Source organism: Streptomyces sp. cg40 (genome assembly GCF_050320165.1).
GTDB lineage: Bacteria > Actinomycetota > Actinomycetes > Streptomycetales > Streptomycetaceae > Streptomyces > Streptomyces hokutonensis.
In genome coordinates, this window is sequence record NZ_CP190128.1 from 1366605 (window position 1) to 1393276 (window position 26672).

The following is a 26672-nucleotide window of genomic DNA, read 5'->3' on the forward strand; positions in this document are numbered from 1 at the left end:
GGGCCCCTGTCGCCGTCGGCTACTTGGGCGACGCGGCGAACCCCGCGAGGCTGCTGGAGACGATCTCGGGCCTGCCGTTGTTCTGCGCGGGTGCCGCCGTCAGGACGTCCAAGTGCTGGTATCCGGGGGCGATCACCGGGTGCAGGTCGGTCGGGATGCGGCCCGCGAGGAGTCCGTCGCCCGCGAGCACGGTGAGCGTCGGGTTGGCCGTCAACCCGCCCGGGTGGACGACGAGTTGCTTGACCTGGGGTGAGGTGGCCAGCTCGATGTCGGTGACCAGCTTGGTCGGGAAGTACTGCTCGGTGAAGTCCAGCGGCTGCTCCCCCATGCTGCGGGCCAGCTCGTGGATGTCGGTGACCTCCTTGGAGGCGTTGGTGAAGGGGGTGCCGTCGGCCGAGCGGTACCCGGGGTCGTCGGCGGCGCCGGCCCGGTCGTAGTTCCGCCAGGTGTAGAGCGGGCCGTGCGGCTGTGCCGGAATCGCCTTGTACTCGACGCCGAACAGCTGCGACTGCCCCGAACTGCCGTTGGCGGCGGGGAAGTTCTTGTCGGTGAGGGGGCCGCCGTCGAAGAGGCCCACGCTGCTCTGCAGGAACGCCAGCGGTTCGGAGTTGTCGTCCATGAGCGCGCCGAGCACGGCGTCGTTGGTGAGCCGGAAGTCCTTCACGGCGGGTGAGCCGGTGAGGAAGGTGGCGGTGTCCTTGGAGAACAGGAACCGGTTCGTGGCCTCGATGTTGACGTTGGAGGGCAGATCGGCGGGCAGGTCCGACTCACCCTCCGGGTCGCGTGCGGCGCCCAGGCCCGCGATGGCGAGCAGGGTCATCGTCTCGGGGTTGAGCAGCACCGGCGCGGACAGCGAGCGCGACAGCACCCCGCTGTCGAGCCCCGCCTGCACGACGGCGTAACCGAGCCCGATATCAGGCAGGTTGGTGTCGTCGGGGATGCTGCCGCTCAGGTCGGCGAGCGAGGTGGAGATCGTGGTGTCGAGGGCGAAGTAGCCGGCGCACTGGTTCTGTCCGGCGTCGGCCAGGGTGGCGGGGTTGCCGTCGAAGTCGGCCGCCGCGAAGTACCCGGTGATCACCCCGCCGAGCGAGTGCCCGCCGCACAGCACCTTGCTCCTGCGCGTGCCCTGGTCGGGCAACTCGGCGACGAGCAGGTCGTATTCGTCCCGTACGGTCTGCTCGATACCGAGTCCCGCCATCCAGCCGAGCCGGTCGTTGCCGACGAACCCGGCGAAGGTCCGGCCGTCGACGGCCCTGCCGCGGTAGTAGTAGTCGACGGCCGTGTGCTGGTCGCCGGAGGCGATACCGGTGGGATCCTCAAGGCAGTTGGAGCGCCGGTCCAGGGCCCAGAACTCGACGTGCCGTCCCTGGGCGGCGGCTTGGGCGACCGTGTTACGGGCGACGCTGTCGAAGGCTCCGGCCCCTTCGAGGATGCCGGGCTGGGCCACGAGGATCCGGTCGGCGTCGGCCGAGGCGCGCGGCCCGTCGGCGGAGCGGTAGCGCAGATACGACAGCCAGTCGCACGCCGCCGGGCGGGCGCCGAACGACTGCGGTAACGGCACTTTCACCCGCACCACCGACTCGACCACCCCGTCGGCGGGATGCGTCGACGCGACCGGGGTCTCGGTGCGCGCGCTCTCGCCCTGCGCCTGCGGGGCGGCGGCGGTGACCGTCCCGGCGGTCACCAGTACCGCCAGCGCGGCACCGCGCCACGTCCTTGCCCTTGTCCGTCCTGTGCTGCGACTCGTCTTCATGGCCGGACCGTAGGGCGCTCGCGCCCCGGGGATCGGGCAGTGCTCACAAGAACGCAGCGCCCGGCGAGCCCCTTGTCACCGGCCCGCAGAGAACAGGGGGCCTTCCGTGTCCGTCAGGCGTCCTTGATCGTCGCGGTGACGGGCGTGCCGGTCTCCACCGTGCGGCTGACCGTGCACAGCCGGTCGTGGGAGACGGTGACCGCCCGGGGCAGGATGGCGCGGGCCCGGTCCCCCGCCTCGCCCTCCGGGAAGGACACGGCGAAGGTGACCGCGAGGTCGGTCATCCGGTTGCCGAGGTCGTCGCTGACCTTGTTGCCGGTCACCGTGACCGTGAAGCCGTCGGGCTCCGCGTGCCGGGTGGTGGCCACGTCGACGTCGGCCGCGGTGCAGCCCCCGATCGCGGCGAGCAGCAGCTCGACGGGGGTGAACTCGGTGCCGCCGCCGTTCGCGGTGCCGAACTCGACGGTGCCGCCGCGGGCGTTGGTGGCGGTGAACCGGCCGGGGCCGGTGCGGTCGACGGTGACGAGGCGCAGGGAGTTTTCGCTCATGCCGGAGATCCTTCCAGAGAACCCGGCCGGATCCCCCGCCGCGCGCCGCCGACCCGCGTCGCCGGACTACGGGCGGACCGCGTGGCCGATCTCGGCCGCGACGGGAGCGTGGGACAGGTACTGCGTGATGTCGTGCGCCCGGTCCTTGCGGTTGGGGCACACCACGTCGCGGACCTGAGGCCAGTCGTCGTGGAGCGGACAGCCGATGGCGACGGCGTCCGCGGCCGCCCACGCGTTGGTCCACACGTCGACCTGACCGGGGCGGACCGGTCCGCCGACGAGCAACCGCCTGTACACGGCGTCGAGTCCGAGCGGGCTGCCCGCGGTCACCAGCAGGGGGACCGAGGTCCGGGCGGGCAGCCTGGTGAACAGGTCGAGCGCGACGACGGTGCCGAGGCTGTGGCTGACCAGCACGAACTCGCCGTTCTCGGGCAGCCCGGCCAGCACCGCCTCCAGCACGGCGTCGCGTACCGACTTGTTGCCGAGGTAGGCCGCGACATCGCGGAACACCGTCGCGATCACGACGTCGTCGAGCCCGCTGCGCGCCGCGATCCAGGACAGCGGCCGTTGCAGCGCGGCGATCGCCCCGCCGAGCAGGCCCGACTCCTGCGCGGCGTCGGACGCCCGCTCCGACGCGGGCATCCCGGTGGTGTCGGCGGCTTCGGTCAGCAGCGCGGAGTACACCGCGCGGGCGGCCGAGTCGACGGGCACATACGCCTCGGCCGTGGTCGTCGCCGTACCGGGGGCGACGCTCTCGCGGGTGACCGAGGCGGCGGCCAGCGCGTCGCCGTAGAAGGGGAACCAGACGTCGGCGGGGTCCAGCGGCGCGAGGCCCGCCGCCGTGAGGCCGGTGGCCAGGCCGCCGCACCAACTGGTGCGCAGGTCGGCGGGGTTGTGGCCCTGCTGCCCGCGGCCGTGCAGGAACACGACGGGTCGGCCGTGGCCGGTCCGCCCGGTCACTCCGCTCCGCTCCTGGACGCCGGCGCCTCCGGCCGGCGGGACGGGGCGCTCGTCCGGCACCGCTTCCCTCGGCACCGCCTGGGGGCCCAACTCGGCGAGCAGCGCCCGCTGTTCGGGGGGCGGCTCCGCTGCGGCGAGGTGCCGCAGGATGGCGCTGACCCGGGTTCCTTCGTTGGCGATCCAGCCCGAGCCGTCGGGATCGGGCACCCCGGCGTGGTGCAGCGCGACGACTTCCCACTGGTCGTTGAACACGGGTGAGCCGGAGTTTCCGGGCTCAGTGTCCGTGCGGTAGTGGAGGAACTCCGGTAGCTGGTTGAGGAGTTCGTTGGCGCGGACCGCGATCTCCTTCGGCCGGCCGTCCGGGTGGCCGACGATGTTCACCGGCTCGCCGATGACGATCTTCCCCTGCTGCGCGATCAGCTTCAGCCGGCCGTGGGCCGTGCCGGGCCACGTCCCGGCGGCGCCCGATCCGACGGCGACGAGTGTGTAGTCGAGCGCGGGGTCCGTGACGAACAGGACGTCCGGGGCGAGATCGTAGGAGTCGACCGGTTTGGCCGTGCCGTCGACGTCGGATTCGAGGTCGAACTCCGCGAAGGACCCGGTCGCCGTGGCCGCGTCGGGCAGCACGTGGTTGTTGGTGAGCAACAGGCGCTCCCCCACGAGGAACCCGGTGCCGAACCCGGCCCTCCGGCCGTCCTCGATGATCGAGACACGTGCGACCGCACGGGCCGCGCGCTCCCCGCGGGCAAGGAAGTTGACGCTCTGCAGTTCGCTCGCGGCGCCGAGGATCCGTTCGAACACGACGGCCGGACGCACCGGCTCCCCGTCGGACGGCAGGGCACCCGGATCGACCTCCCCCTTCCGCAACAGCCGCTCCGCGCGGGCGCGCAGCTGCTCCTCGCTGTCGGCGGCGAAGGGCGTGCCGGTCTCCGCCTGCCGACGCCGGATGTCCTCGCGTTGGGCCACCGTGTCCCGGTAGCGCCGCGCCATGTTCTGCTGCTGTTGTCGTAGGTCCATGGGCGCATGCTCCGAGGAGGGGGACGCAGGACGCTTCGGGGAACTCCCTACGGCGCACGGCGCCCCCGCCGGAGCAACTGCCCGGCGGGGGCGTGTCATCGGGTCACAGGACGCCGGCGAACCGGAGGAAGTCCGGGATCGTGCGCACCGGCCGGCCGTTCGGGAGCAGAACACCCTGGGCGGGGCTCCAGCTCGTCCTGTTGACGTAGGAACCGGGGTCGTTGCGGAGCTGGCCGATGAGGGTCTCGGCGACGATGCGGCTGCCGACCTCGCCGAGGCGTCGGCCCAGCTCCCGCACCTCGGCCTCCTTCAGGATGTAGAACCACAGCGGGGTCCTGTCGAAGAGACCGCCCGCCTCCAGGGCGTCCTTGACCGGGTCGCTGCTGTCCTGCTCCAGTTCCGCGCGGGTGAGGGGCGCGACGCCGAGCGCTTCGGCGACCGCCTGCCCGGTGGGGGCGGCGAGGCGGTAGCCGCGCAGGAGGTTGCGCTGGGCCAGGTGCTTGAGCAGTTCCTTGATCCGCTCGGGCAGGCTCGGGTCGTTGCCCTCGTTGCGCAGGTCGGCGAGCGGGGGCGCGAGCCTGGTGTCGATGAGCCGTGCGAAGCGGTTGCCGAACGGGCTGTTCTTGTCGACCATCCGGTCCCATTCGGCCGGCCAGTTCGACGGGAGCGTCGTCAGCGGGCCGACGAAACCGCCCCTGCCGGTGAACTGGAAGAGCTGGTCGAGGGTGGACACGGGGGCCCGGTCGCCGGGGCGGCCGAAGTTGCGGTTCCAGTCGTAGGCGCCGCGCACCATGCTGTGGCCGAAGCGGAAGGCCGCCACCGAGAACTCGATCGGCATGTAGGTGCCGCGCCGGTCCAGGTCGAGCAGGTTCCCCTCGGAGGTGTCGACGAGATCGACGACGTCGGGGCGGGCCACGGTGCGCAGATAGTCGTGGACGCTCAGCCACTGGTAGGTCCACCGGGTGAGGTCCCTGGCCCGGCGGAAGACCTCGGCGTCCGACTCGAACTCGGGCTCGTTCTCGCGCACCCAGTCGACGGCCGCGTTGTGGAACCGCAGGAAGGCGACGTGCAGTTGGGCCACCACGAGGTTCTCGTCGTTGCGTGTGTCGCCGACGAGCGGGGTGCGGTCGGTCTTGCGCGGCAGGTCCCGCTGCGTGTCGTCGACCGGGGGGATGAGCGCGCCCACCGTGGCGGGAACCGGCGAGAGCAGGCCCAGCCGGAGCTTGATCCCGTCGTAGGGCACGGCGTCGGTGCCCGCCACCCGCGGTGCGAACGGCCCGTCGCCGTAGACCGAGTCGAGGTTCAGCGTCGGGATGCGCAGGTTCGCCAGCTTCTCGATCACCTCGTCCGGTGGCACGGGCGGCAGGGGATCGTCGGTGATGTTGATGACCAGGTCGCGGTCGGTCGCGGCCGTCAGATCGTGGTCGACGAACTGGCCCCAGTAGGTGTAGATCGGCGGAATGGGCGAGTTGAGATCCGGGTCGCGCACCTCGTCCGGGGTCTCCACCATCGCCGTGCCCAGTGCGAGCAGGGCTGTGGCGACCTTCACGACGTCGTCGTTCGGCAGGTGGTTGTCCGGGAACTTCTTCGCCAGGTCGGGGAACAGGTAGTCGAAATCAGTGGTACCCACGTGCGCCGCATCGTCGGTGGACTCCTGAACCACCGTGCCGCGCGTGCTGAGACTCTCCTGGGTCCGGGCGGCCTGCACCGCTCCGTCCGCACTGTCGAGAATCGCGTGTCCACCGTGCGTGAGGTTCGTGATCACTCGCCGGAACTGTCCCTGCTCAGTCATCCCGTGTCCCTTTCCGGTCTGGGAACACGCGAGCATTCCCGAACACCCGCAGCCCGGCTTCGGGGAACTCCCTGCCTCCGCCCGGGAGATACGGTCCCGCGACGCCGAGCAGCGTGGCCGCCGGAGCTCCTACGCCATCTGCCGCGCCGCCGGCGCCGGATGCACCCGGCAGGTCCTACGCCCTGTGCGTCCACCGCGGGGACGACGCCGTACGGAGGCCGTCGTAGGACCGTTCCAACCTCTGCCGCCGATCGCCCTTCCGGGGGCACCCTGGAGCCATGACGGACCGCCGCTGGGGAGTGGCGGAGGTACGGGGGCGTCATGGAGGAACCAGCGATGACGGGTATGCCGGCGGGTGCGGCGGCATGCGATCGGGTCCACGCGGCGGGCGGCTCGGAGGTGCGCGGGCCGTCGTCGGGCGCGGCGCACGAGCCGTACTGCGTCCTGACTCCCGACGAGGTGCCGGGACCCGCTGCCCTGGTCGGCCGGCGGGCCGAACAGGATCTGGTGAACGGCCTGGTGGACGATCTGCCGCAGCGGGGCGGCGCGCTGCTGCTGAGCGGTGAGCCGGGGATCGGCAAGACCATGGTGCTGCGGCACGCGGCCGAGCGCGGCCAGGGCGCCCGGGTGCTGTGGGCCTGCGGGGTCGAGTCGGAGGCCGTGCTGCCGTACGCGGTGATCGCCGATGTGCTGCTGCCGCTCCGCCACCACTTCGGCGATGTGCCGTCGGCGCAGCGCAGGGCCGTCGAGGGGTGTCTCGCGCTCACGGACGTGGCCGAGTCGAACCCGTACGCGGTGTGCGCGGGGGCGCTCGGCGTGCTGGCCGCGGCCGGGGAGGAGTGGCCGCTGCTGATTCTCGTCGACGACGTGCACTGGGCCGATCCCTCCTCGCGCCAGGTCCTTCAGTTCGTGGCGCGGCGGCTGGCGACGGAGCGGGTGGCCCTGATGATGGCGGCGCGCCGGGGGCATGAGGAGGACGGGATCCGGGAGAGCGTGCCGCACACCACGCTGGGGCCGCTGACGGACGACGAGTGCTGGACGCTGCTGCGCCGACAGGCACTCGACCGGGCGGACCGGGCGGCGGGCCGGATCGTGCGGCTGGCGCACGGCAACCCCCTGGTCCTGGTGGAGTACGCGGCGGCGCTCGCCCGGACCCGCGCCTGCGGGGCCGAGCCGTGGGACGACTCGTGGGAGGCACCCGGGCCGCTGGTGGAGCGGGCGTGGCGCGGAATGCTGCGTGTGCTGCCGCCCCGCAGCCGGGAGGCACTGGTGTACGTCGCCGCCAGCCGGACCCCTCAATGGCCGCTGCTGCAGAGGGCGTTGGCGTCCGACGGACTGACGACCGCCGATCTGGACGCGGCCGAGGCGGCCGGGCTGGTACGGATGCGGGACGGTGCCTGCGAGCTGCGGCATCCCGTGCTGCGGCCGGTGGTCCTCGGACAGTGCGCCACGGTCCGGCGGCTGGAGGTCTACCGGCGGCTGGCCACGCTGAGTTCGGGCGAACTCCAGACCTGGTACCTGGCCGCCGCCGCTCCCGGTCCCGACGAGTCGGTCGCCGAGCGGCTGGTGGCCGACGCCGGACAGGCGCGGCAGCGCGGGGCGTTGGCCGCCGCCGCACCCGCCTGGCGCCGTGCCGCCCAGCTGTCTCCGGACCCCGCGGACGCGGCCCGCCGACTGTTCGAGGCCGCGCACGACGCCTTCTACGGCGGTACGGCGCGCGACGCCGCCCAGTGGTGCGAACAGGCTCTGTCGCACAGCCGGGACCCGTTGCTCACCGCGGACATCGAGTTGCTGCGCGGCCAGGCCTGCACCTGGCTCGGGGATCCGGGCCGCGCGCACCAGTTGCTGGTCGGCGCCGCCCGGACGGTGGAGCCGGTGGACCGCTCGCGCGCCTCCCAGCTGTACGGGGCCGCGGTGGTGCCCGCGACGATGGACGGGCGGATCCGCGACGCGTGCGACATCGCCGCGCGCTGCGAGAAACTCGCGGCCGGCACCCACGGCATCCGGCGGAGGCAGGCCGCCGTCATGCGCGCCCGGGCGCAGGTGCTGGGCGGCGACGTGAGCGAGGGCCGTACGACGCTGCTCGCGCTGCTGGAGGAGTCGCGCGGCCGGACGGGTCCCGAGGAACGCCAGGTCACGATGGAGATCGCGCAGGGCCTGTCCTGGACCGACGAGGGAGATCTCGCCCGCCGCGTGCTGGACACGGTGATCGAGGGGATGCGCCGCGACCACTCCCCCGCCCTCCTGCCGTACGCGCTGCTCGCGCGGGGCCAGGTGGAGATGTGGTCACGCTGGCCCATGGCGCGCGCGGACGCCACCGAAGCCCTGCGCTGGGCTGAGGAGTTCGGACATCTGGCGATGACGGGATACGCGTTGGTGCAGCTGGCTCGACTGGACGCCCTGCGGGGCGACTTCGCGGAGTGCCGGGAGCGGGTGGCGCAGTACGAGCGCTGGTGCGGCGGCCGGCTGCGCGGCCTGGCCCTGTTCGCGCGCGGTGCGCTCGGTACGTCCGCGCTCGCGGCCGGTGATCCGGAGGCGGCGCGTGGGCATCTGGAGGCGGCGTTCGCCCTGGCGGACGAGATGGGGCTCGTCAATCCGTGTCTGATGCCGTGGGTGGCGGACCTCGCCGAAGCCTGTCTGCGGACGGGGGCGCGGGAGGGGGCCGTCGCCGTCGCGGACTGGCTGCGGGAGCGGGAGACGGCGACCGGTCTGGCGTGGCCGGCGGCGGCGCACGCCCGGTGCCGGGTGATGCTCGCGCGGTCCGCGGAGGAGGCGGCCGACTGGCTGGCCGTGGCCGAACGCGTCCATGCAGGCAAGGAGTTGGCCTTCGAGTCGGCCCGGACCCGGCTCGTCGCGGGCGAGGCGCTGCGCCGGTTCCGGCGCCCGTCGGCGGCACGGGAGCCGTTGCTGCTCGCGCGGCGGACGTTCACGGCGCTGGGCGCCGTGCCGTGGGCGGTCCGGGCCGAGGCGGAGGTCGCGGCGGCCGGGCACCGCTCCGCCGTCCACGGGAACGAACCGCCCGCGGTGGCCCTGCTCACCCCGCAGGAGCTCCAGGTGGCGCGCGCCATCGGCGAGGGCCTCAGCAACGTGGAGGCCGCCGCGTCGCTCTTCCTGTCCCGCAAGACGATCGAGGCCCATCTCACGCGTGTCTACCGCAAGTTGGGCGTTCGTTCCCGTTCGGACCTGGCCCGCTGCCTGGCTCATGCCGGGGTCACCGGGTAGCGGGCCGGGTCCGTACCGGTCGGTTCAGGAGACCTGCGAGGCGTCGACCAGGACCACTCGGTGGTTGTACTGGATGGTGTAGTACTTCGCCGCGCCGGTGACGTAGGTGTCGCCCGAGACGAAGAAGTCGTCGGCGCTGACCGGTGGTTGGGTGGCCACGTAGGCCTGGCCCGCCGGGAAGGTGTAGAGCGTCAGCGGCTTCTGCGTGGACGGGGACAGGCCGGAGGGGTACTCGGACGCCTGCGGGTAGCCGGAGCCGTACAGGGTGGCTGCCTGGTCGCCGGAGTGGAGGACGGTGGCGTCCGGCGCGGCACAGGTGTTGGCGCCGCCGGGGTTGTAGAACCACACCTTCGCACCGCTGAACCAGATGGCGGTCCAGTCGCCGTCGACGTCGGCGACCACGAACTGCTGACCGGCCTCCACGGTGCTGCCCCAGTCGTGGATCGAGTCGGTGCCCGCGCTCGCGCCGGGGTGGATGGCGGGGTCGGCGAACAGGGGTGCGTCGGCGCTTGCCGCGGTGCGCACGGGAAGGAAGTTGGAGGGCGCGGTGCTCTCGGTGCAGGCGGTGGTGGCGCCGGTGGGATCGTCGGCCGGGCAGACCTGGACGGTCTGTTCGTTGGCCGAGAACTCCGGGCTGATGGTGACCGCCGAACCCACCCTCGGGACGTGCCGGGCGGCACTCTCCGCGCGGGACGCCCGCGCCGGGGAGACCATGGCCATGAAGGCCGTCCAGTCCCAGTACGGACCCGGGTCCCAGTGCATGCCCGTGATGTAACTGTCCTGCGGGCCGGGCACGTTGTCGTGGCCGATGATGTGCTCGCGGTCGAGCGGGATGTCGAACCTGGCGGCGAGGTACTTCACCAGATCCGCCGTCGCCCGGTACTGCGTCTGCGAGTACCAGGTCGCGCCGTGCGCGGCGTAGCCCTCGTGCTCGATGCCGATGGAGTGCATGTTGAACCAGTAGTTGCCGGCGTGGAACGCGATGTTCTTGGTCGGCGTCATCTGCGTCACGGCCCCGTCCGAGGCCCGCATGACGTAGTGCGCCGAGTCGCCGCTGCCGGCTGTCTGGAAGATCTTGATCGCGGAGTCGTAGGACGACTCGGTGTCGTGCAGGACGATGTACTTGATCCCCACCCCGTCGTCCGGGCGGCCCGCCACCTGTCCGTTGGAGGCGGCCGCGGCGAGGAACGTGCAGTCCACCGTGGGCGGGCACTCGGTGTCGGTGTCCGTCGCGGCGGCTTTCAGGTCCAGTTCGGACAGCTGCGCCGTCTCGGGCCGGACCGTGCGCTGCGGTGCGAGTCCGACGTGCTGTCCGTCGACGGTGGTGCGCGAGGCGCCCGACGACACGGTCTTGAAGACGCGGTCGGCGAAGAGCTGCGCGGCCTTCCTGTCGGACGACTGGCTGTACTCGGCCACCGCTCCGTACCAGTCGGCCGGGTCGGCTGAGCCCTTCCCCGTCAACTTCCTCTGGTACGAGGCGAGTAGCGCGGCTCCGGCCCGGATGTTCTCGCCGTCGTCGGTGCGCACCTTCGCCACCGGGACGCCGGTCAGTTCGGCCGCCGCGTCGAGGGTGTGCAGGGCCGGGTCGGACGTCAGCTCGGCGAGGTCACCACGGCCGGCGGCGCCCGCCGCGCCCGCGGACACCATCTTGGCGGTGACGTCCGTCAGGTTCATCGGACCGTATCCGCCCGAGGTGTTGTACTGCCCGTCGTGGTCGTCCCACTGCGACTCCTGGTACGACACGGCCAGGAGCACCGGCAGCGGTACGCCGAACTCCTTCGCCGCGTCCGCGAAGTCGGACTGCCGGTCGGCGGTGGAGGTCTGGGTGGCCTGCGCCGTCGTCGGCAGCACGGCGAAACAGCCTGCGGCCACGAGGCCACCGGACAGGATCCCGGCCAGTAACGTCCGACGGGATCTTCTGCGCGAGGATTGCTGCACGGGCTTTCCTTAGTACGGGTCGATTGCTGCCTGCTGGAGCGTAGTTGGAGGGGCACCGACGAGAAGTGCCGACCGGGGTGAAAGTGATGTGTCAGGCACTCGCCAGTCGCCCTCCGGCTCGGCGAACTCACCACAGCGTCAAGGGCGTTGAGGACTCCGGCTGGTAACCCCCGCCCTGGTCGGCGGAGTTGGACGGCTCCCGCCGGTCGCGGTCTCGGCCGCGAGGTCGGCCCCGGTCACCCACCACACCGGATCGCCGGTTACCACGACGACGACCGGCTTGCCCCTCACACACTCGCCGCTGTATCGTTTTTCGATAACATCGATAAACGATATGCAGGGGGCGGTCCGCCATGACCGGAGAGCCGGCCGGAGCCAAGCGCGGCGACGGCAACCCGCTGGAGCCCATGGCCACTGTCGTCACCGTGCTGTGCGCGGTGCTCGCGGTGCTCCTGACGCTGAAGGCGTACGCGGCGGTCGGGATCGGCGGCATCTTCGGATGGGGCGACGGTTCGGTGTGCGTCACCGACACGCACACGCAGGCGGGCGGCGAGGACTGGCTGAGCCGGACCATGCGGCCCGGGGCCGGCGTCGACGTCACCTTCACACCGAGGTACTGCGACAACTCCCCGAGCGGTGGCGCCCGCCTGCTGAGCACACTGACCGAACTGCCGTCCTCCGCCCTCTGCATCGGCGCCCTGGTCCTGCTCTACGGGCTGATCCGCGCCGCCCGCCGGCACGGCCCGTACACCGTCCGCACCGCGGGCCGGCTCCGCACCCTCGGCTGGTACCTGGCCATCGGCAGCATCGTCTGCCACCTCACGGAGAGCGTCGCAGGCGCCGCCCTGCTCAACTCCCTGCGGGCGGCAGACCACAGGCCGCTGCTGTACGACGTCACCCGGGGCATGCCGTACTTCGCGCTGCTCACCGGCATCGGACTGCTCTCCCTGGCACGGATCATGCGGGTCGGCACGGCGATGCGCGAAGACCTCGAAGGCGTCATCTGATGTCCCCCGCCGAGGCCGACCCGCACGCCATCGAGGTCCACCTCGACCGGATCCTGGAAGAGCGGGGCATGACCCTGGCCGAACTGGCCGCCCAGGTGGGCGTCACCAACGTCAACCTGTCGATCCTCAAGAACGGCCGTGCGAAGGCCATTCGCTTCAGCACCCTCACCCGCATCTGCGAAGTCCTCGACTGCCAGCCCGGCGACCTGCTCACCTTCCGCCCGCAGCGCTAGCGAGATTCACGCAAGAAATTGCGCTCCTTGCGTCCACTTGCGCTCTCGAAGTGCAAGGCCGCAACCGGCATCGAGTCGCGGAGCGACCGCCCGCCAGACTCGACAGTGACGCACGCGCCGCCACCACGCCCGAGCCATGAGGGCTTCTGGTGAAAATTGTGCTGCTCAGGCTGTAGACCTGCCCATGTCACTCTGCAATATTTCGATGAAACAGCGCAAAAACCAGAGGACATGGCACTCCGCACCCTCAGTTCGTCCTGCACCTTTCTGCACCACTCCGCCAGGAACGAGCCGCCCTCGCCGCCCCCACCGGCGCGCGAGCCTCCGCAGGAAGCGACCCCCGCATGACTCGACACAAGCAGAGATCCCCCGGGCGGCGCGCAGCGACCGCCGCCCTCGCCGCCACCGTCATGGTCCTGGGCCTGCCCGCCGTCGCCGCGCACGCGGCCGGTGGCCCCAACGCCGCAGCGGACGCCCGGACTTCGGCGGGCAGCACGCGTGGAAAGCACACCGCCGCGAACATCACCGACGGCGACCTCGACACCTACTGGCAGGCCGGGAAGAAGTCCGCCCAGTGGGTGCAGACCGACCTCGGCAAGAGCAAGCGCGTCCGCCAGGTCGTGCTGCGACTGCCCGAGGGCTGGCAGTCCCGCAAGCAGACGTTCGCGCTCCAGGGCAGCGACGACGGCAAGAGCTTCGCCACCCTCAAGTCGTCGGCGCAGTACGTCTTCGGCCCCGCCAACGACAACACGGTGAAGGTCTCCATCCCTGCGACTCTCGCCCGCTACGTGCGCGCCGACTTCAGCGCCAACTCGGTCGCGGGCACCGCCCAGTTGGGCGAGATGCAGGTCCTCACAACCGCCGCCTCGACCCCCAACCTCGCCCAGGGCAGGCCCTTCAGCGAGAGCGGGCACGCGGACGTCTACGGCGCGGCCAACGCCGGCGACGGCAACCGCGACACCTACTGGGAGAGCACGAACAACGCCTTCCCGCAGTGGCTCCAGGTCGACCTGGGCTCGTCGGTGAAGATCAACCAGGTGACGCTGCGGCTGCCCGGCGGCTGGCCGAGCCGCAGCCAGACCTTCAAGATCCAGGGCTCGACCGACAACGCGAACTTCACCGACCTGACGGCCTCGAAGGCGTACACCTTCGACAGCTCCGACGACCAGTCGACGACGATCGGTTTCGACACGACCACCACCCGGTACGTGCGCGCGCTGTTCACCGCCAACACGGGCTGGCCCGCCGGGCAGGCGTCCGAGCTGGAGGTCTACGGGCCGGTCACCGGCGACACCCAGGCGCCCACCGCCCCGTCGAACCTGGCCTACACCGAACCCGCCACCGGTCAGATCAAGCTGACCTGGAGCGCGGCCACCGACGACACCACCGTGACGGGCTACGACGTCTACGCCAACGGGCAGTTGAGGGCGAGCGTCGCCGGGAACGTGCTGACCTACACCGACACCCAGCCCGCCGCGAGCGACATCACGTACTTCGTGCGGGCCAAGGACGCGGCGGGCAACGTCTCCGCGAACAGCAACAGCGTGACCCGCAAGGGGACGGACGGCGACACCCAGGCGCCCACCGCGCCGGGCAACCTCGCGTACACCCAGTCGGGCAGCGACGTGAAGCTGACCTGGCAGGCGTCGAGCGACAACGTCCAGGTGACCGGCTACGACGTGTACGCCAACGACCAGGTGATCAAGTCCCTTGCTGGTGACGTGACTTCGTACACCGACACCCCCTCGGCCACAGCCACGGTCACCTACTACGTGAAGGCGAAGGACGCGGCCGGGAACGTGTCGGTGGCGAGCAACAGCGTCACCCGGGCGGGCAACGGCGCGGGCTCCGACCTCGCGCAGGGCAAGCCCATCGAGGCCTCCTCGTACGTCTTCACCTACGTGGCCGCGAACGCCAACGACGGCCAGGTCGCGACCTATTGGGAGAGCGGGGGCGGCGCCTATCCGGCCACCCTCACCACCAAGCTGGGTGCCGACGCCGACCTCAGCCAGGTCGTCGTCAAGCTCAACCCCGACCCCGCGTGGTCGACGCGCACGCAGAACATCCAGGTGCTCGGCCGCGACCAGGACTCGACCGCGTTCACGAGTCTCGTCGCGGCGAAGGACTACACGTTCAACCCGGCCACCGGCAACACGGTGACCATCCCGGTCTCCGGCGCGGCGGCCGACATCCAGCTCAAGTTCGCCTCCAACACGGGCGCCCCGGGCGGACAGGTCGCCGAGTTCCAGGTGATCGGCACCCCGGCCGCGAACCCCGACCTTAAGGTCACCGGCATCACCAACTCCCCTGCCGCGCCTGTCGAGTCGGACGTGATCAGCCTCTCCGCGACCGTCACCAACAGCGGCAGCAAGGCGTCCAAGGCCACCGACCTGGACTTCACGCTGGGCGGCACGAAGGTCGCCACGGCCGACGTCCCGGTCCTCGCGGCCGGCGCGTCGACGACGGTCACCGCGAGCATCGGCGCCCAGGACGCGGGCAGTTACCCGGTCGGCGCCCAGGTGGACCCGTCGAACAAGGTCATCGAGCAGAACGAGGGGAACAACACCTTCACCCGCTCCGACGCCCTCGTCGTCAAGCCGGTCTCCAGCTCCGACCTGGTCGCCGCACCGGTGGCCTGGACCCCGTCCAGCCCCTCGGCGGGCGACAACGTCGCGTTCAGCGTGGCGATCAAGAACCAGGGCACGACCGACTCCGCCTCCGGCACCCACGGCGTCACACTCACGGTCCAGGACGCCAACGGCGCCACCGTCAAGACACTCACCGGCTCCTACAACGGCACCATCGCCTCCGGCCGGACGACCGCACCGGTCAGCCTCGGCTCGTGGACGGCAGTCAACGGCAAGTACACCGTCAAGACGGTCATCGCCGACGACGCCAACGAGGTCCCCGTCAAGCGGACCAACAACACCACCGCGCAACCCCTGTTCGTCGGCCGCGGCGCCGACATGCCGTACGACACGTACGAGGCCGAGGACGGCACGGTCGGCGGTGGCGCCACGGTCGTCGGCCCCAACCGGACCATCGGCGACGTCGCGGGCGAGGCGAGCGGCCGCAAGGCGGTGACCCTCAACTCGACCGGCCAGTACGTCGAGTGGACCACCCGCGCGGCGACCAACACCCTGGTCACCCGCTTCTCGATCCCCGACGGCACCGACTCCACCCTCGACGTCTATGTGGACGGCCAGTTCCTGAAGGCGATCGACCTCACCTCCAAGTACGCCTGGCTGTACGGCAACGAGACCGCGCCCGGCAACTCGCCGAGCGCCGGAACCCAACGCCACATCTACGACGAGGCAAATCTCCTGCTGGGCAGGACAGTTCCGGCAGGCTCGAAGATCCGGCTCCAGAAGGACGCGGCCAACTCCTCCACCTACGCGATCGACTTCATCAACCTCGAACAGGCGACGGCGATCCCGAACCCCGACCCGGCCGCCTACGCCGTCCCGGCCGGCTTCTCGCAGCAGGACGTGCAGAACGCCCTCGACAAGGTCCGCATGGACACCACGGGCAAGCTCGTCGGCGTCTATCTGCCGGCCGGCGACTACGAGACCTCCAGCAAGCTCCAGGTCTACGGCAAGGCGGTCAAGGTCGTCGGAGCGGGCCCGTGGTTCACCCGCTTCCGCGCCCCCTCCTCCCAGGAGAACACCGACATCGGCTTCCGCGCCGAGTCCACGGCCAACGGCTCGACGTTCTCCGGCTTCGCCTACTTCGGCAACTACACGTCCCGAATAGACGGCCCGGGCAAGGTGTTCGACTTCTCCAACGTCTCCGCCATCACCATCGACAACATCTGGGCCGAGCACATGGTGTGCCTCTACTGGGGCGCCAACACCGACAACATGACCATCTCGAACTCCCGCATCCGTGACACGTTCGCCGACGGCGTCAACATGACGAACGGCTCCACGGACAACCACGTCGTCAACAACGACGCCCGCGCCACGGGCGACGACAGCTTCGCCCTCTTCTCCGCGATCGACGCGGGCGGCGCCGACGAGAAGAACAACCTCTACGAGAACCTGACGTCGACGCTCACCTGGCGTGCGGCCGGTATCGCCGTCTACGGCGGCTACAACAACACCTTCCGCAACATCCGGGTCGCCGACACCCTGGTCTACTCCGGCATCACGATCTCCTCGCTGGACTTCGGCTATCCGATGAACGGCTTCGGGACCGATCCGACGACGATCGAGAACGTCTCCCTGGACAGAACGGGCGGCCACTTCTGGGGCTCCCAGGTCTTCCCGGCCATCTGGGCGTTCTCGGCCTCGAAGGTCTTCCAGGGCATCAGGGTCAACGACGTCGACATCGACAACTCCACCTACGGAGGGGTCATGTTCCAGACCAACTATGTAGGCGGACAAGCGCAGTTCCCAGTGAAGGACACGATCTTCACCGACATCTCCATCACCAACTCGAAGAAGAGCGGAGACGCGTTCGACGCCAAGTCCGGGTGGGGAATCTGGGCCAACGAGCTGCCCGAGCCCGGGCAGGGACCGGCCGTCGGTTCGGCCACCTTCGTCAACCTGCGGATGAGCGGCAACGCCCAGGACATCCGCAACACCACGTCCACCTTCACGATCAACGTCCAGTAGCTCAGGCCACCACCCCATGACGCGGGGCCGCCCTTCCTGACAAGGGCGGCCCCGTTTCGCTCTGTTGACGTCCCTACCAGCCGACGGCGACCAGGAGCCACTGCGGACCGGCGTGCGAGATGAAGGAGGACTGGCCCGCGACATCGTCGTAAGGGAAGCCGTAGGCAAGCTGGTTGATGGCGTTGTCGTGCCAGAACTTGGCGTAGTAGTTCGCCGGAGCCGCCTTGTAGAACTGCGCCGGGTCGGACTGCTGCGACGCCGGCAGGGTGGCCACATGGCGGTTGAGGGCGGCGCACATGTTCGGGTCGGCCGCCAGCGAGGCCGCGCAGCCGAAGATGTCGGAGGTCGCCGCGTTCACGCCGGCCGACTGGGCGTAGGACGTGAAGTAGTCGGCGTTGGCGCCGCCCGCGCGGAAGCTCGAGTCGCTGCCGGGCGCGATGATCCGGTACGGCGCCTGCGTCTGGGCCAGCACCTTGAACGGGGACGGCATCGCGTCGGTGAACCGCTGGAAGGTGGTCGCGCGGTCCTCGGCGAACGTCGCCCGGTTCTCGCCGACCTCGGTGTCGTAACCGTCCTTGCTGTGCAGGCGCATGGCGAGTTTGAGGCCGAAGGCGTCGACGCGGGTGGTGTTGCCGTTGAAGACGTTGCTGCCGACCGTGAACTCGATGAAGTCGTAGTACGAGCTGGTGGGCGAGCCGAGGTAGAAGTACATGCGGCCCGCGGAGTTGGCGGGCATGTCGAGGTAGGGCTGTTCGGCGATGGAGTGCGTCTGTCCGTTGAAGCTCCAATACACCTGGCTGTCGGGGTACTTGCCGTTGGTGCGGTTGAGGATCTTCACCTCCACCGCATTGTTGGCCGCCGGGATGTCGCTGGTGCTGCCCCAGAAGTCGTCGGGCGGGGTGGTGCTTCCGGGACCGTAGACCTGGAACTCCCAAAGGGAGTAGCCCCATTGGGTGGCCCGGGCGGTGCCGTACACGCGGACGTAGCGTCCGCTGCCGGTGAGGGTGATGTTCTGGGTGCCGCCGGTCGAGGTGGTGGTGGAGTAGACGGTGGTCCAGGTGGTGGCGTCGGTCGAGGTCAGGAGCTGGTAGCCGGTGGCGTAGGCGGTCTCCCAGTTCAGCGAGACGCGGGTGAGCTGCTGGACGGAGCCCAGGTCCACCTGTATCCACTGCGGATCGGCGAAGGCGGAGGACCAGCGGGTCCCGGTGTTCCCGTCGACGGCCGCGCTCGCGGGGAAGGACGCGTTCTCGGTCGAGGACGCGGTGGCGGGCCGTCCCTGGGACAGCAGTTGGTCGGCGGCGCGGGCGGGCGAGGGGGTCAGGGCGGCGAAGCAGGCGACGATCAGGACGACGACCAGACCGAGGGCCGTACGGGAGCGTACGGCGGCGGGTGAAGGTCTGCCGGATGTGCCGGCGGTGGTCTGCATGGGGGGTCTCCTCAGGGTTGGGAGCGCTCTCCCCGGGTTGTAGCCGCGCCACCGGATGACGTCAACAACTGAAGCCGAACTGGGGGCAGTTCGGGGTGATGCCGCGGGTTGTTACGACACTCCGTTCAGGATCCGACCGTATGGTTCGCCTCGGCTCGTCCTTTCCTTCCATGACTTGACGCATCTGGTATGGACCTATGTGTGACGTCGTGCGACGGAGCTCCTGCGGGGCTAGTGTCTGCCAGGTGAGCACAGACGATGCGAACCGGCGGTGGACACGGTCCATGCCCGAGGCCTACGAACGTCACCTGGTGCCGGTCTTCTTCCGGCCCTTCGCCGCCGACCTGGCCACCAGGGCGGCGGCGCTGCGGCCCCGCACGGTCCTGGAACTCGCCGCCGGGACAGGGGCGTTGACCTCGGCCCTACTCGGCGCGGTGCCCACAGCCTCGGTGGTGGCGACCGACCTCAACGAAGCGATGGTCACCGCGGGCTCGGCGCGCGAACCGCGTGCGGACTGGCGGCTGGCGGACGCCCAGGAGCTGCCGTTCGAGGACGGCGGCTTCGACCTCGTCGTGTGCCAGTTCGGGGTGATGTTCTTCCCCGACAGGCCCGCCGCCTACGCCGAGGTGCGCCGGGTGCTGGCCCCGCAGGGGCGGTTCCTGTTCAACAGCTGGGGCCCGCTCGCCTCGCACGGATTCGGGGCCGCCTTCCAGGCCGCCCTGGAACGGTCCATGCCCAACGGTGCACCCCCGTTCCTGAAGGACGTGCCACACGGCTACTCCGACCCGGCCGCGGTCACCGCGGACCTCACGGCCGCCGGACTGACCCTGGCAGGCGTCGAGGAGGTCACGCTGGAAGGCGTCGCGGAGTCCGCGGCCTCGGTCGCCACCGGGTTCCTCACGGGCACACCGGTGAGCGCCGCCGTGGAGGCCCGCGAGGACGCGGAAGCCCTCGGGGCCGCCGTCACGCAGAGGATGACGGACCAGCTCGGCACCGGCCCTGTGACGGCTCCGATGACCGCGACCGTCTATACGGCGCACCCGTGAGCCGAGGCCTCCCCATGAGGCGCAACGCGGTGGGGCCCGTGCGGCCTCACATTCCGGGATCTCAGTACGTCGACCTCGCAGCCCGGTGCGAACGGGTCGAAGCCGTGCCCGCTCAGCCAGCGCACCACCAGCAGGCTCCGCACCGACCACCACGCGCGGATCACGTCGAGGTCGACGTCGGCGCCGTAGCCGACGAGGAGGTCGCCGAGGCGCTCCTCGTGTCCGAGGGTGAAGGTGGCGAGGTCGTACAGGGGATCGCCCCGGCCCGCCTCCGACCAGTCGATGATGCCGGTGACCTCGTCGCGGTCGACGAAGACGTGCGCGATCTGTAGGTCGCCGTGCGTGAACGCCGGGGTCCACGGCCGCAGCGCGGCCTCCGCGACCTGCCGGTTGCGGGCGACCAGGTCGGCGGGCAGGAGGCCGTCCGTCACGAGGGACTCGCATTCGGTGTCGAGTTCCGCCGCCAGCGCGTCGATGTTCCGCCCGGCCCCGCCGGTCCGGGGCGGCAGGGGCGCGTCGTGCAGCTTGCGGATGGCGGCGCCCGCCGCGGCCCATGCCGCCGGTGACCCGGTCGCCGGTCCGCCCAGGAGCCCGAGCGTCGTCCCCGGGAGCGCGGCGAGCGCGAGCACGTGCGGCCTGCGCCACAGGACCTGCGGGGTCGGGACCGGCGCGAGGGACAACGCCTCGACCTCGGCGTCGATGCGCCCCTGGTCGCCGTCCACCTTCAGGAACACGTCACCGACGCGCAGCGTCGCACGCTCGGAATGGGCGACGACGACCTCGACCTCATCCATGGGCGACGAGTATCCCGGGGACGCTGGCCGACGTCGCCGGGTTTTCCCTCGGTGGCCTCAGGTCCGTCGCTGCTTCCGGTATCCGTCCAGGACGTCCTGGCGGAGCAGGAAACCGAAACCGGCGGACTCCAGCCGTAGACCCAACTGGGCTTCGCCGAGGCCGAGTTCGGCCGCCGTGTCCGCCAGGTGCCAGTCGTGGGCGGCGAGCCTGCTGAGAAGGTGTCCGCGGCGGACCTGGCTCTCCGAGAGGCGGAATGTCTTGAGGTAGGTGATCCGGCCCCGGTCGTCGGTGATGGCCTCGCCGATGTGGTTGCCCTGTTTGGGGCGGAAGTGCGGCAGGAAGCGGGAGAGGGTGAAACGGCCCATCCGGTAGACCGATTGCCAGGTGTGCTCCTGCTCCAGCAGTTCGGTCGCCATCGTGGTGTCGTGGAACTGCGCCCAGGCGTCCTCCTGTTCGGCGGCAGCGGTACGCAGCTGGGCCAGGGAGCGGATCTCCGTGTCGGGCACGCGGGCCCGGAAGTCCTGGACCGGCGGCATCAACAGGGCGTAATGGTGGATCAGTTCGCCGTACAGGTCCTGGAGGAGCGAGGAGTGCAGGGCCCGGTAGTCGTCGGGGTGCGGGACCACGAACGCGGCCGCCAGCGCGTCGGAGACATAGACCATCACGCCGCACTGGCCGGGGTGGATCTCGAAGACACGCAACGCGTCGGCGAGGCCGCGTACTTCGGCGCCCGCGTAGGCCTCCTCGACGCGCGGGGAGAGGCCTTGGCGGATCGCACGCTGGGACCATTCCTCCCAGGCGATCGTGGGGCCGCCGAAGTGCAGTGCCAGGTAGCCCTCCAGGGCGAGGTGCATGGGGAGGAAGCGCAGCCGGTCCTTGGCCTGGCGGCGGGCCATTCTGCGGTGGAGGCGCAGACCCATCGTGGCGGTGGGCACCGCGTCGGCGTCGGCGGAGAGCTGGGTGCCGTAGGCGGCCGCCGGTGTGCCGTCGCCGGTCCAGGTGGCGACGAAGCCGTGCGGGACGTAGGAGATGTAGGCCTGGCGCGGGCCGACCTCGACGAGGCCGACCGTGTCGCCGTAGAGCCGTGGGTTCAGGCGGAGGTCGACGACGGGCTCGTCGCGTACGAGCGGTACGAGGCGGACGCCTCCCCAGATCTGGGAGGGGCGGGTGGTCAGGCCGGTCAGGTCCAGGGTGGTCATCGCGCCTGCTCCTGCATGCGGGCCGCCCGGGTGTCCAGGTAGGCGATGAGTTCGGCCAGGCCGGTGCGGCCCTCCGCGAACTGGGCGAGTTCCACGGGGGCGGGCAGGTCCTCGGCGTCGCGGACACCGGCGGTGGGCACGGTCGGGGACAGTCGGCGTACGTCGAAGTCGGCGGCGTCGTATACCGGGTTGAGGTGCACGATGCTGGTGCGGCGCTCGGGGTCGAGCCGGGTCCTGAAGACGCGCAGCACCTCACCGGCCAGGCCGGGAGGGGCGTTGTCCCAGCCGTCGGAGACGATCACCAGTCGGACGGGGGCGGTGTCCAGCGCGTCCAGGATCCGGCGGCCCAGCGGCGTCGGACCGTGGGGACGGGCCAGCAGCGCGTCGGTCCGCCCGGACGTCCACAGCGCGGTGTAATCGTCGGCGAGGGCCGCGAGGAGATGGTGGCAGGCCAGGGCGACGGCCAGCGGCCGGCGTCGCTTGTGGACCGAGCCGAAGGTGGAGAAGCTGTCGTCCAGGACGGCGGTGACCTTGCCCCAGCTCCCCCGGTGCGGTCCGGCGACGCGGCCTGCGGCGGATTCCAGGGCATGGGTCAACTCGGCCCGGCGGCGCAGCCGTTCGTCGAACGGCAGTGAGAGTACGTAGGTCGCCAACCGGGTCAGCGGCATCCTGGCGAGGTCCGCCGGTGTCCCGTCGGCGCCGATCCGCTGCGCGGAGTCCCGCAGCCGCAGGGTCTCCAGGCGGGTCATCCGCGGGGCGATGCGCTCCAGGAACACCTTCCGGGGGATGCCGTGCTTGGCGGCGAAGCCCTCGGCGGCGGTGTAGGGCAGTTCGTACAGCGCGCCCTGCTCGTAGTGGGCGCGGCGCCAGGTCTCCAGGAGTGGTGTCTCGTAGTGCTTGCGGGTGTGCGGCGCGAACACGAACGCCCCCAACTCCTCGGTGGCGGGCGCGAGATGGGCGTGGCGGAGGGTGCGCTTGAGGCCGCCGCGGTACTTCACGGCGTCGAACGCCGCGTCCGGTCGGGCGGCCAGCCAGTCACGCATGATCGCGCGGGTGCGACGGTTGTTCACCCGGGCCCGGCGCAGGGCGTCGAACAGCCCGTACACGCGCTGCGGCGGCAGCATCGCCAGCCGGCCCGCGATCAACCGTCCCTCGCTGCGCCGCTGTTCGGGAGTGGCCTCACCGCTCGTCTCCAGCAGGCGCCGGACGACGAGGACCGCGTTGTGGTCGTTGATGTCGAGCGCGAGGACCCCCGCGTACAGGTCTCGGTAGTTGCCCAGCATGTACGCGTGGAGGAAGTCCAGGGACAGCCGCTGCTCGCCCGCGTCGCTGTGGAACTCGCGCTGGCCTGTGGAGGTGATCGCCGCGTTGACGAAGAGCAGGACGTCGTCGGCCGCGATGAGGTCCCCGTACGATTCCATCCGACTCTTCCCCCGTCGTCCCCCGCAGATGTGGACGCCGGCCGGGGAATGGGGGCACGAGCTGCGAATCATTGCTTCATAGGCAGGTTCCGGAAGTCGCACCGGAGTCCCGCGGCCGGCCCCAGGACCGTAACAGAGCAGGCCACAAGGCCTCCACCGACTTTGGGCGAGCGTCGACGCGGCGAAAGTCGGTGGGCGGGTCGCCGTACGAGCCGGGCCTCACCCGAGGAACGACAGCCGAACGGTCCTCTCGGGGTTGTCCCGGTTCGTGTCGACCAGGCACACCGACTGCCACGTCCCCAGCTCCAGCCGCCCGCCCAGCACCGGCAGCGTCGCGTGCGGTGGCACGAAGGCCGGGAGGACGTGGTCGCGGCCGTGGCCGGGGCTGCCGTGGCGGTGCTGCCAGCGGTCGTCGGCGGGGAGGAGGGTGTGCAGGGCGGCGAGGAGGTCGTCGTCGCTGCCTGCGCCGGTTTCGAGGATCGCGACGCCCGCGGTGGCGTGCGGGACGAAGACGTTGAGGAGGCCGTCGCGGCCGGCCGCCGCCTCCCGCAGGAAGGCCTCGCAGTCGCGGGTCAGATCCATGACGCGTTCCCGGGAGCCGGTGGCGACATGCAGAACTCGGGTGGTGAAGGCAGCTGACATGGTCCCATCCTGACCCATCCGCCGGGTCGTCCTCCCGGTCGGCCGACCGGCCCGTGATACGAGGGGTCCAGTCTGCGAGACACCGTTGACCGTGGCACGCCATCTGACCTAGTTTCGGCCGCATGTTGCGTTCAGTTCTGCTCACCACGCGCGGTCACATCGACCTGCTGCGGGTGGCCTCCGCCGCGTGTTGTCGCGGCTGCTGACGCCTTCCTCCGCCTCACCCCCTCCTTTCCCGCACTCCGTCGCGCCCGCGCACAGCGTCGTGACGCGGCGGCGTTGAGGCGTATCCCCTTCCGGACCTCCCTCCGAACCCCCTTCCTCACCGGACGCTCTCCCCCACTCCGTGGAGCACCCATGAGCATCAGCCATGCCCCACCCGACTCCTCCGGGCCCGACATTTCCCGTATATCCACCTCGACGACCGGCCCGGACACGCGCTCGGACGACCACGCGCCCCTCGATCTCGTCCCCCTCGTCCCGACCTCCTCTCGCCGCACCCGGGTCCCCCGCTGGCTGCGCCGCACCACCGGCCCGCTCGTGCTGCTCGCGCTGTGGCAACTCCTCAGCAGCACAGGCGCGTTGACCTCGGACGTGCTCGCCTCGCCGGGGCGGATCGCGCACGTCGGCTGGAACCTGATCGACGACGGTTCGCTGCCCTCGGCCATGGGCACCTCGCTCCAGCGGGTCGCGATCGGGCTGCTGCTCGGCACCCTCATCGGGACCGGACTCGCCCTGGTCTCCGGCCTGTTCAGGATCGGCGAGGACCTGGTCGACGCGCCCGTGCAGATGCTGCGGACCGTGCCGTTCGTGGGGTTGATCCCGCTGTTCATCATCTGGTTTGGCATCGGCGAGGCTCCGAAGGTCGCCATCATCACGCTCGGGGTGACCTTCCCGCTCTATCTCAACGTCTACGCCGGAATCCGGGGCGTGGACAGCCAGTTGATCGAGGCCGGGGAGTCGCTGGGGCTGTCCCGCTGGGGGCTGGTACGGCATGTGGTGCTGCCGGGGGCGCTGCCCAACGCGATGACCGGGCTGCGCTACTCCCTCGGGATCGCCTGGCTGGCGCTCGTCTTCGCCGAGCAGATCAACGCGGACGCCGGGATCGGCTTCCTCATGGTGCAGGCGCGGGACTTCCTCCAGACCGACGTGATCGTGGTGTGCCTGATCGTCTACGCCTTCCTCGGCCTGCTGGCCGACTTCGTCGTCCGAACCCTCGAAAGGCTGCTGCTGCAATGGCGACCGACGTTCACGGGCCGGTGACCGCACAGCCGGTCACCTCGCAGGCGGTGCGCGTCGAGGGGCTGACCCGCTCCTTCGACGGCCGCCCGGTCATCGACAAGCTGCAACTCGACGTACGGCAGGGCGAGTTCGTGGCACTCCTCGGCCGCAGCGGCTGCGGCAAGTCCACGCTGCTGCGCATCCTCGCCGGGCTCGACCGGGACATCGAGGGCACCGTCCTCGTACCGCGCCGCAAGGCCGTCGCCTTCCAGGCGCCCCGGCTCATGCCGTGGAAGAAGGTGTGGCGCAACGTCCTGCTCGGACTGCCCGGCAGGCCCGAACGGGCCGTGGCGGAGGGGGCGTTGGCGGAGGTCGGGCTCGGGGACCACGCCGACGCCTGGCCCAAGACGCTGTCCGGCGGCGAGGCGCAGCGTGCCTCGCTGGCCCGTGCCCTGGTGCGCGAGCCCGATCTGCTGCTGCTCGACGAGCCGTTCGGCGCGCTCGACGCGCTCACCCGCATCAAGGCCCAGCGGTTGGTGGGCGAGTTGTGGCAACGGCGGGGCTGCGCCGTCCTGTTGGTGACCCATGACGTCGAGGAGGCCGTGCTGCTCGCCGACCGTGTCCTGGTGATGGACGACGGCGTCATCGCGCACGAGCAGCGCATCGACCTCGACCGCCCGCGCGACATCACCGACCCCCGGTTCGCCGAACTCCGTGCCGGACTCCTGGAACGTCTCGGCGTCGACACCGCCGCCGAAGCCGCCTGAACTCCCCCCACCCACCGCTCACTTGCACAGAACGGATCCCCCATGCGACGTCGCCTCGTCCCCGCCGCACTGCTCCTCCCCTTCGCCCTCCTGCTCACCGCCTGCGGTGGCAACTCGTCCGCCAGCACGGGGACCGACACCGACGGCACGGGTTCCGTCACGCTGAACGTCGGTGACCAGAAGGGGGGTTCGGAGGCCATCCTGCGGGCCGCCGGTGAACTCAAGAACCTCGACTACAAGATCAAGTGGTCCACGTTCACCTCCGGCCCGCCCCTCCTGGAGGCCGTCAACGCCAAGGCCGTCGACATCGGCGGCGTCGGCAACACCCCGCCGGTGTTCGCCGCGGGCGCGGGCTCCAAGATCAAGGTAGTGGCCGCCTGGCACGGCAACTCCGAGGGCGAGGCCATCCTCGTGCCGAAGGACTCCAAGCTGACCTCTCCCGAGCAGCTCAAGGGCAAGTCCATTGCCGTGGCGCAGGGTTCGTCCGCGCACTACCAGCTGATCGCCTCCCTCAAGGCGGCCGGGCTCACCCTGAGCGACGTCAAGGTCAAGTACCTCCAGCCGGCCGACGCACTGGCCGCGTTCACCAGCGGCAAGGTCGACGCGTGGACGGTGTGGGACCCGTACACCTCCCAGGTCCTCGAAGCGAAGCAGGGCCGCATCCTGACGACCGGTCAGGGTCTGGTCAACGGGCTCAACTTCCAGGTGGCGGCGCCCTCCGCTCTGGCGGACGGCAAGAAGGCCGCGGCCATCAAGGACTATCTGGAGCGGCTGCGGCGCGCCCAGGACTGGGTCTACGACCACCCCGAGGCGTGGGCCAAGGTGTGGGCGAAGGACACCGGGCTGCCCTACGCGGTGGCGCTGGCCTCGGTGAAGCGCACCAACGCCTCCCGGATCGCGGTCGCCGTGGACAAACCGCTGATCGCCTCGGAGCAGGCGATCGCGGACCAGTTCACCTCACTGAAGCTGATCCCCTCCAAGGTCGACTTCGCCGACTTCGTCGACACCCGTTTCAACGGCAGCCTGCCAGGCTCGACTACCGCGCCGCGCGTCTACAAGGAGAAGTGAC

Annotated in this window: 18 protein-coding genes and 1 pseudogene; 9 read left to right on the forward strand and 10 right to left on the reverse strand. The window is 70.8% G+C overall.

The features are described from left to right. Positions 1-19: 19 nt before the first annotated feature. The 4 genes from ACQHII_RS06065 to ACQHII_RS06080 form a co-directional block, all read right to left on the reverse strand. On the reverse strand, positions 20-1753 hold the full coding sequence (locus tag ACQHII_RS06065) for a hypothetical protein (protein WP_427918253.1): 1734 nt from the start codon (positions 1751-1753) through the stop codon (positions 20-22). A gap of 113 nt (positions 1754-1866) precedes the next feature. Further along, entirely contained in the window at positions 1867-2301 is a 435-nt protein-coding gene (locus ACQHII_RS06070; protein WP_427918254.1) for an OsmC family protein, read from the reverse strand. 66 nt (positions 2302-2367) lie between these two features. Then, positions 2368-4278: a trypsin-like serine peptidase gene (locus ACQHII_RS06075; RefSeq protein WP_427918255.1), complete on the reverse strand. Its 1911-nt coding sequence runs from the start codon at positions 4276-4278 to the stop codon at positions 2368-2370. Between the two features lie 103 nt (positions 4279-4381). Further along, entirely contained in the window at positions 4382-6070 is a 1689-nt protein-coding gene (locus ACQHII_RS06080) for a peroxidase family protein (protein ID WP_427918256.1), read from the reverse strand. Between the two features lie 336 nt (positions 6071-6406). On the opposite strand from ACQHII_RS06080, the gene ACQHII_RS06085 reads away from it, so the two are divergent. Further along, complete coding sequence (locus tag ACQHII_RS06085; RefSeq protein WP_427918257.1) at positions 6407-9292, forward strand: AAA family ATPase; 2886 nt, start codon at positions 6407-6409, stop codon at positions 9290-9292. Positions 9293-9316: 24 nt separating this feature from the next. Here ACQHII_RS06085 and ACQHII_RS06090 read toward each other — a convergent pair whose 3' ends face one another. Then, complete coding sequence (locus tag ACQHII_RS06090) at positions 9317-11164, reverse strand: N-acetylmuramoyl-L-alanine amidase (RefSeq protein WP_427918258.1); 1848 nt, start codon at positions 11162-11164, stop codon at positions 9317-9319. 419 nt (positions 11165-11583) lie between these two features. Between ACQHII_RS06090 and ACQHII_RS06095 the strand changes: the two genes are divergently transcribed. From ACQHII_RS06095 to ACQHII_RS06105, 3 genes are all read left to right on the forward strand, one after another. Then, the gene (locus tag ACQHII_RS06095) at positions 11584-12237 is read left to right on the forward strand and encodes a DUF2975 domain-containing protein (RefSeq protein WP_427918259.1); all 654 of its coding nucleotides are present in this window, start codon (positions 11584-11586) and stop codon (positions 12235-12237) included. After that, entirely contained in the window at positions 12237-12470 is a 234-nt protein-coding gene (locus ACQHII_RS06100) for a helix-turn-helix domain-containing protein (protein ID WP_427918260.1), read from the forward strand. Before ACQHII_RS06095 ends, ACQHII_RS06100 begins: the two co-directional genes overlap by 1 nt. Positions 12471-12814: 344 nt before the next feature. Next, entirely contained in the window at positions 12815-17086 is a 4272-nt protein-coding gene (locus tag ACQHII_RS06105; protein WP_427918261.1) for a discoidin domain-containing protein, read from the forward strand. A 73-nt stretch (positions 17087-17159) separates the two neighbouring features. Here the strand turns inward: ACQHII_RS06105 and ACQHII_RS06110 are convergent, their stop codons facing one another. Further along, positions 17160-18512, reverse strand: coding sequence for a beta-1,3-glucanase family protein (locus tag ACQHII_RS06110; protein ID WP_427918262.1), 1353 nt, complete (start codon positions 18510-18512; stop codon positions 17160-17162). A 284-nt stretch (positions 18513-18796) separates the two neighbouring features. Between ACQHII_RS06110 and ACQHII_RS06115 the strand changes: the two genes are divergently transcribed. Beyond that, a complete protein-coding gene (locus ACQHII_RS06115; RefSeq protein ID WP_427925239.1) occupies positions 18797-19558 on the forward strand; it encodes a class I SAM-dependent methyltransferase in 762 nt (253 codons plus the stop codon). A 53-nt stretch (positions 19559-19611) separates the two neighbouring features. On the opposite strand, the pseudogene ACQHII_RS06120 reads toward ACQHII_RS06115, so the two are convergent. The 4 genes and pseudogenes from ACQHII_RS06120 to ACQHII_RS06135 form a co-directional block, all read right to left on the reverse strand. Then, positions 19612-20352: pseudogene (locus tag ACQHII_RS06120) on the reverse strand (phosphotransferase family protein); the annotation flags it as partial. 57 nt (positions 20353-20409) lie between these two features. Next, entirely contained in the window at positions 20410-21552 is a 1143-nt protein-coding gene (locus tag ACQHII_RS06125) for an ARPP-2 domain-containing protein (RefSeq protein WP_427918263.1), read from the reverse strand. After that, complete coding sequence (locus ACQHII_RS06130; protein WP_427918264.1) at positions 21549-22973, reverse strand: hypothetical protein; 1425 nt, start codon at positions 22971-22973, stop codon at positions 21549-21551. The genes ACQHII_RS06125 and ACQHII_RS06130 overlap by 4 nt, the downstream gene beginning before the upstream one ends. Positions 22974-23192: 219 nt before the next feature. Next, a complete protein-coding gene (locus ACQHII_RS06135; protein ID WP_019069363.1) occupies positions 23193-23615 on the reverse strand; it encodes a secondary thiamine-phosphate synthase enzyme YjbQ in 423 nt (140 codons plus the stop codon). A 122-nt stretch (positions 23616-23737) separates the two neighbouring features. Between ACQHII_RS06135 and ACQHII_RS06140 the strand changes: the two genes are divergently transcribed. The 4 genes from ACQHII_RS06140 to ACQHII_RS06155 all read left to right on the forward strand — a co-directional run bounded on the left by ACQHII_RS06140 (position 23738) and on the right by ACQHII_RS06155 (position 26671). Beyond that, positions 23738-23821 (forward strand): putative leader peptide, encoded by an 84-nt coding sequence (locus tag ACQHII_RS06140; RefSeq protein WP_315986669.1) that lies wholly within the window; start codon positions 23738-23740, stop codon positions 23819-23821. Positions 23822-23972: 151 nt separating this feature from the next. Beyond that, positions 23973-24878, forward strand: coding sequence for an ABC transporter permease (locus ACQHII_RS06145; RefSeq protein ID WP_427918265.1), 906 nt, complete (start codon positions 23973-23975; stop codon positions 24876-24878). After that, positions 24851-25603: an ABC transporter ATP-binding protein gene (locus ACQHII_RS06150; RefSeq protein WP_427918266.1), complete on the forward strand. Its 753-nt coding sequence runs from the start codon at positions 24851-24853 to the stop codon at positions 25601-25603. Before ACQHII_RS06145 ends, ACQHII_RS06150 begins: the two co-directional genes overlap by 28 nt. A gap of 42 nt (positions 25604-25645) precedes the next feature. Next, positions 25646-26671, forward strand: coding sequence for an ABC transporter substrate-binding protein (locus ACQHII_RS06155; RefSeq protein WP_427918267.1), 1026 nt, complete (start codon positions 25646-25648; stop codon positions 26669-26671). Position 26672 lies beyond the last annotated feature (1 nt).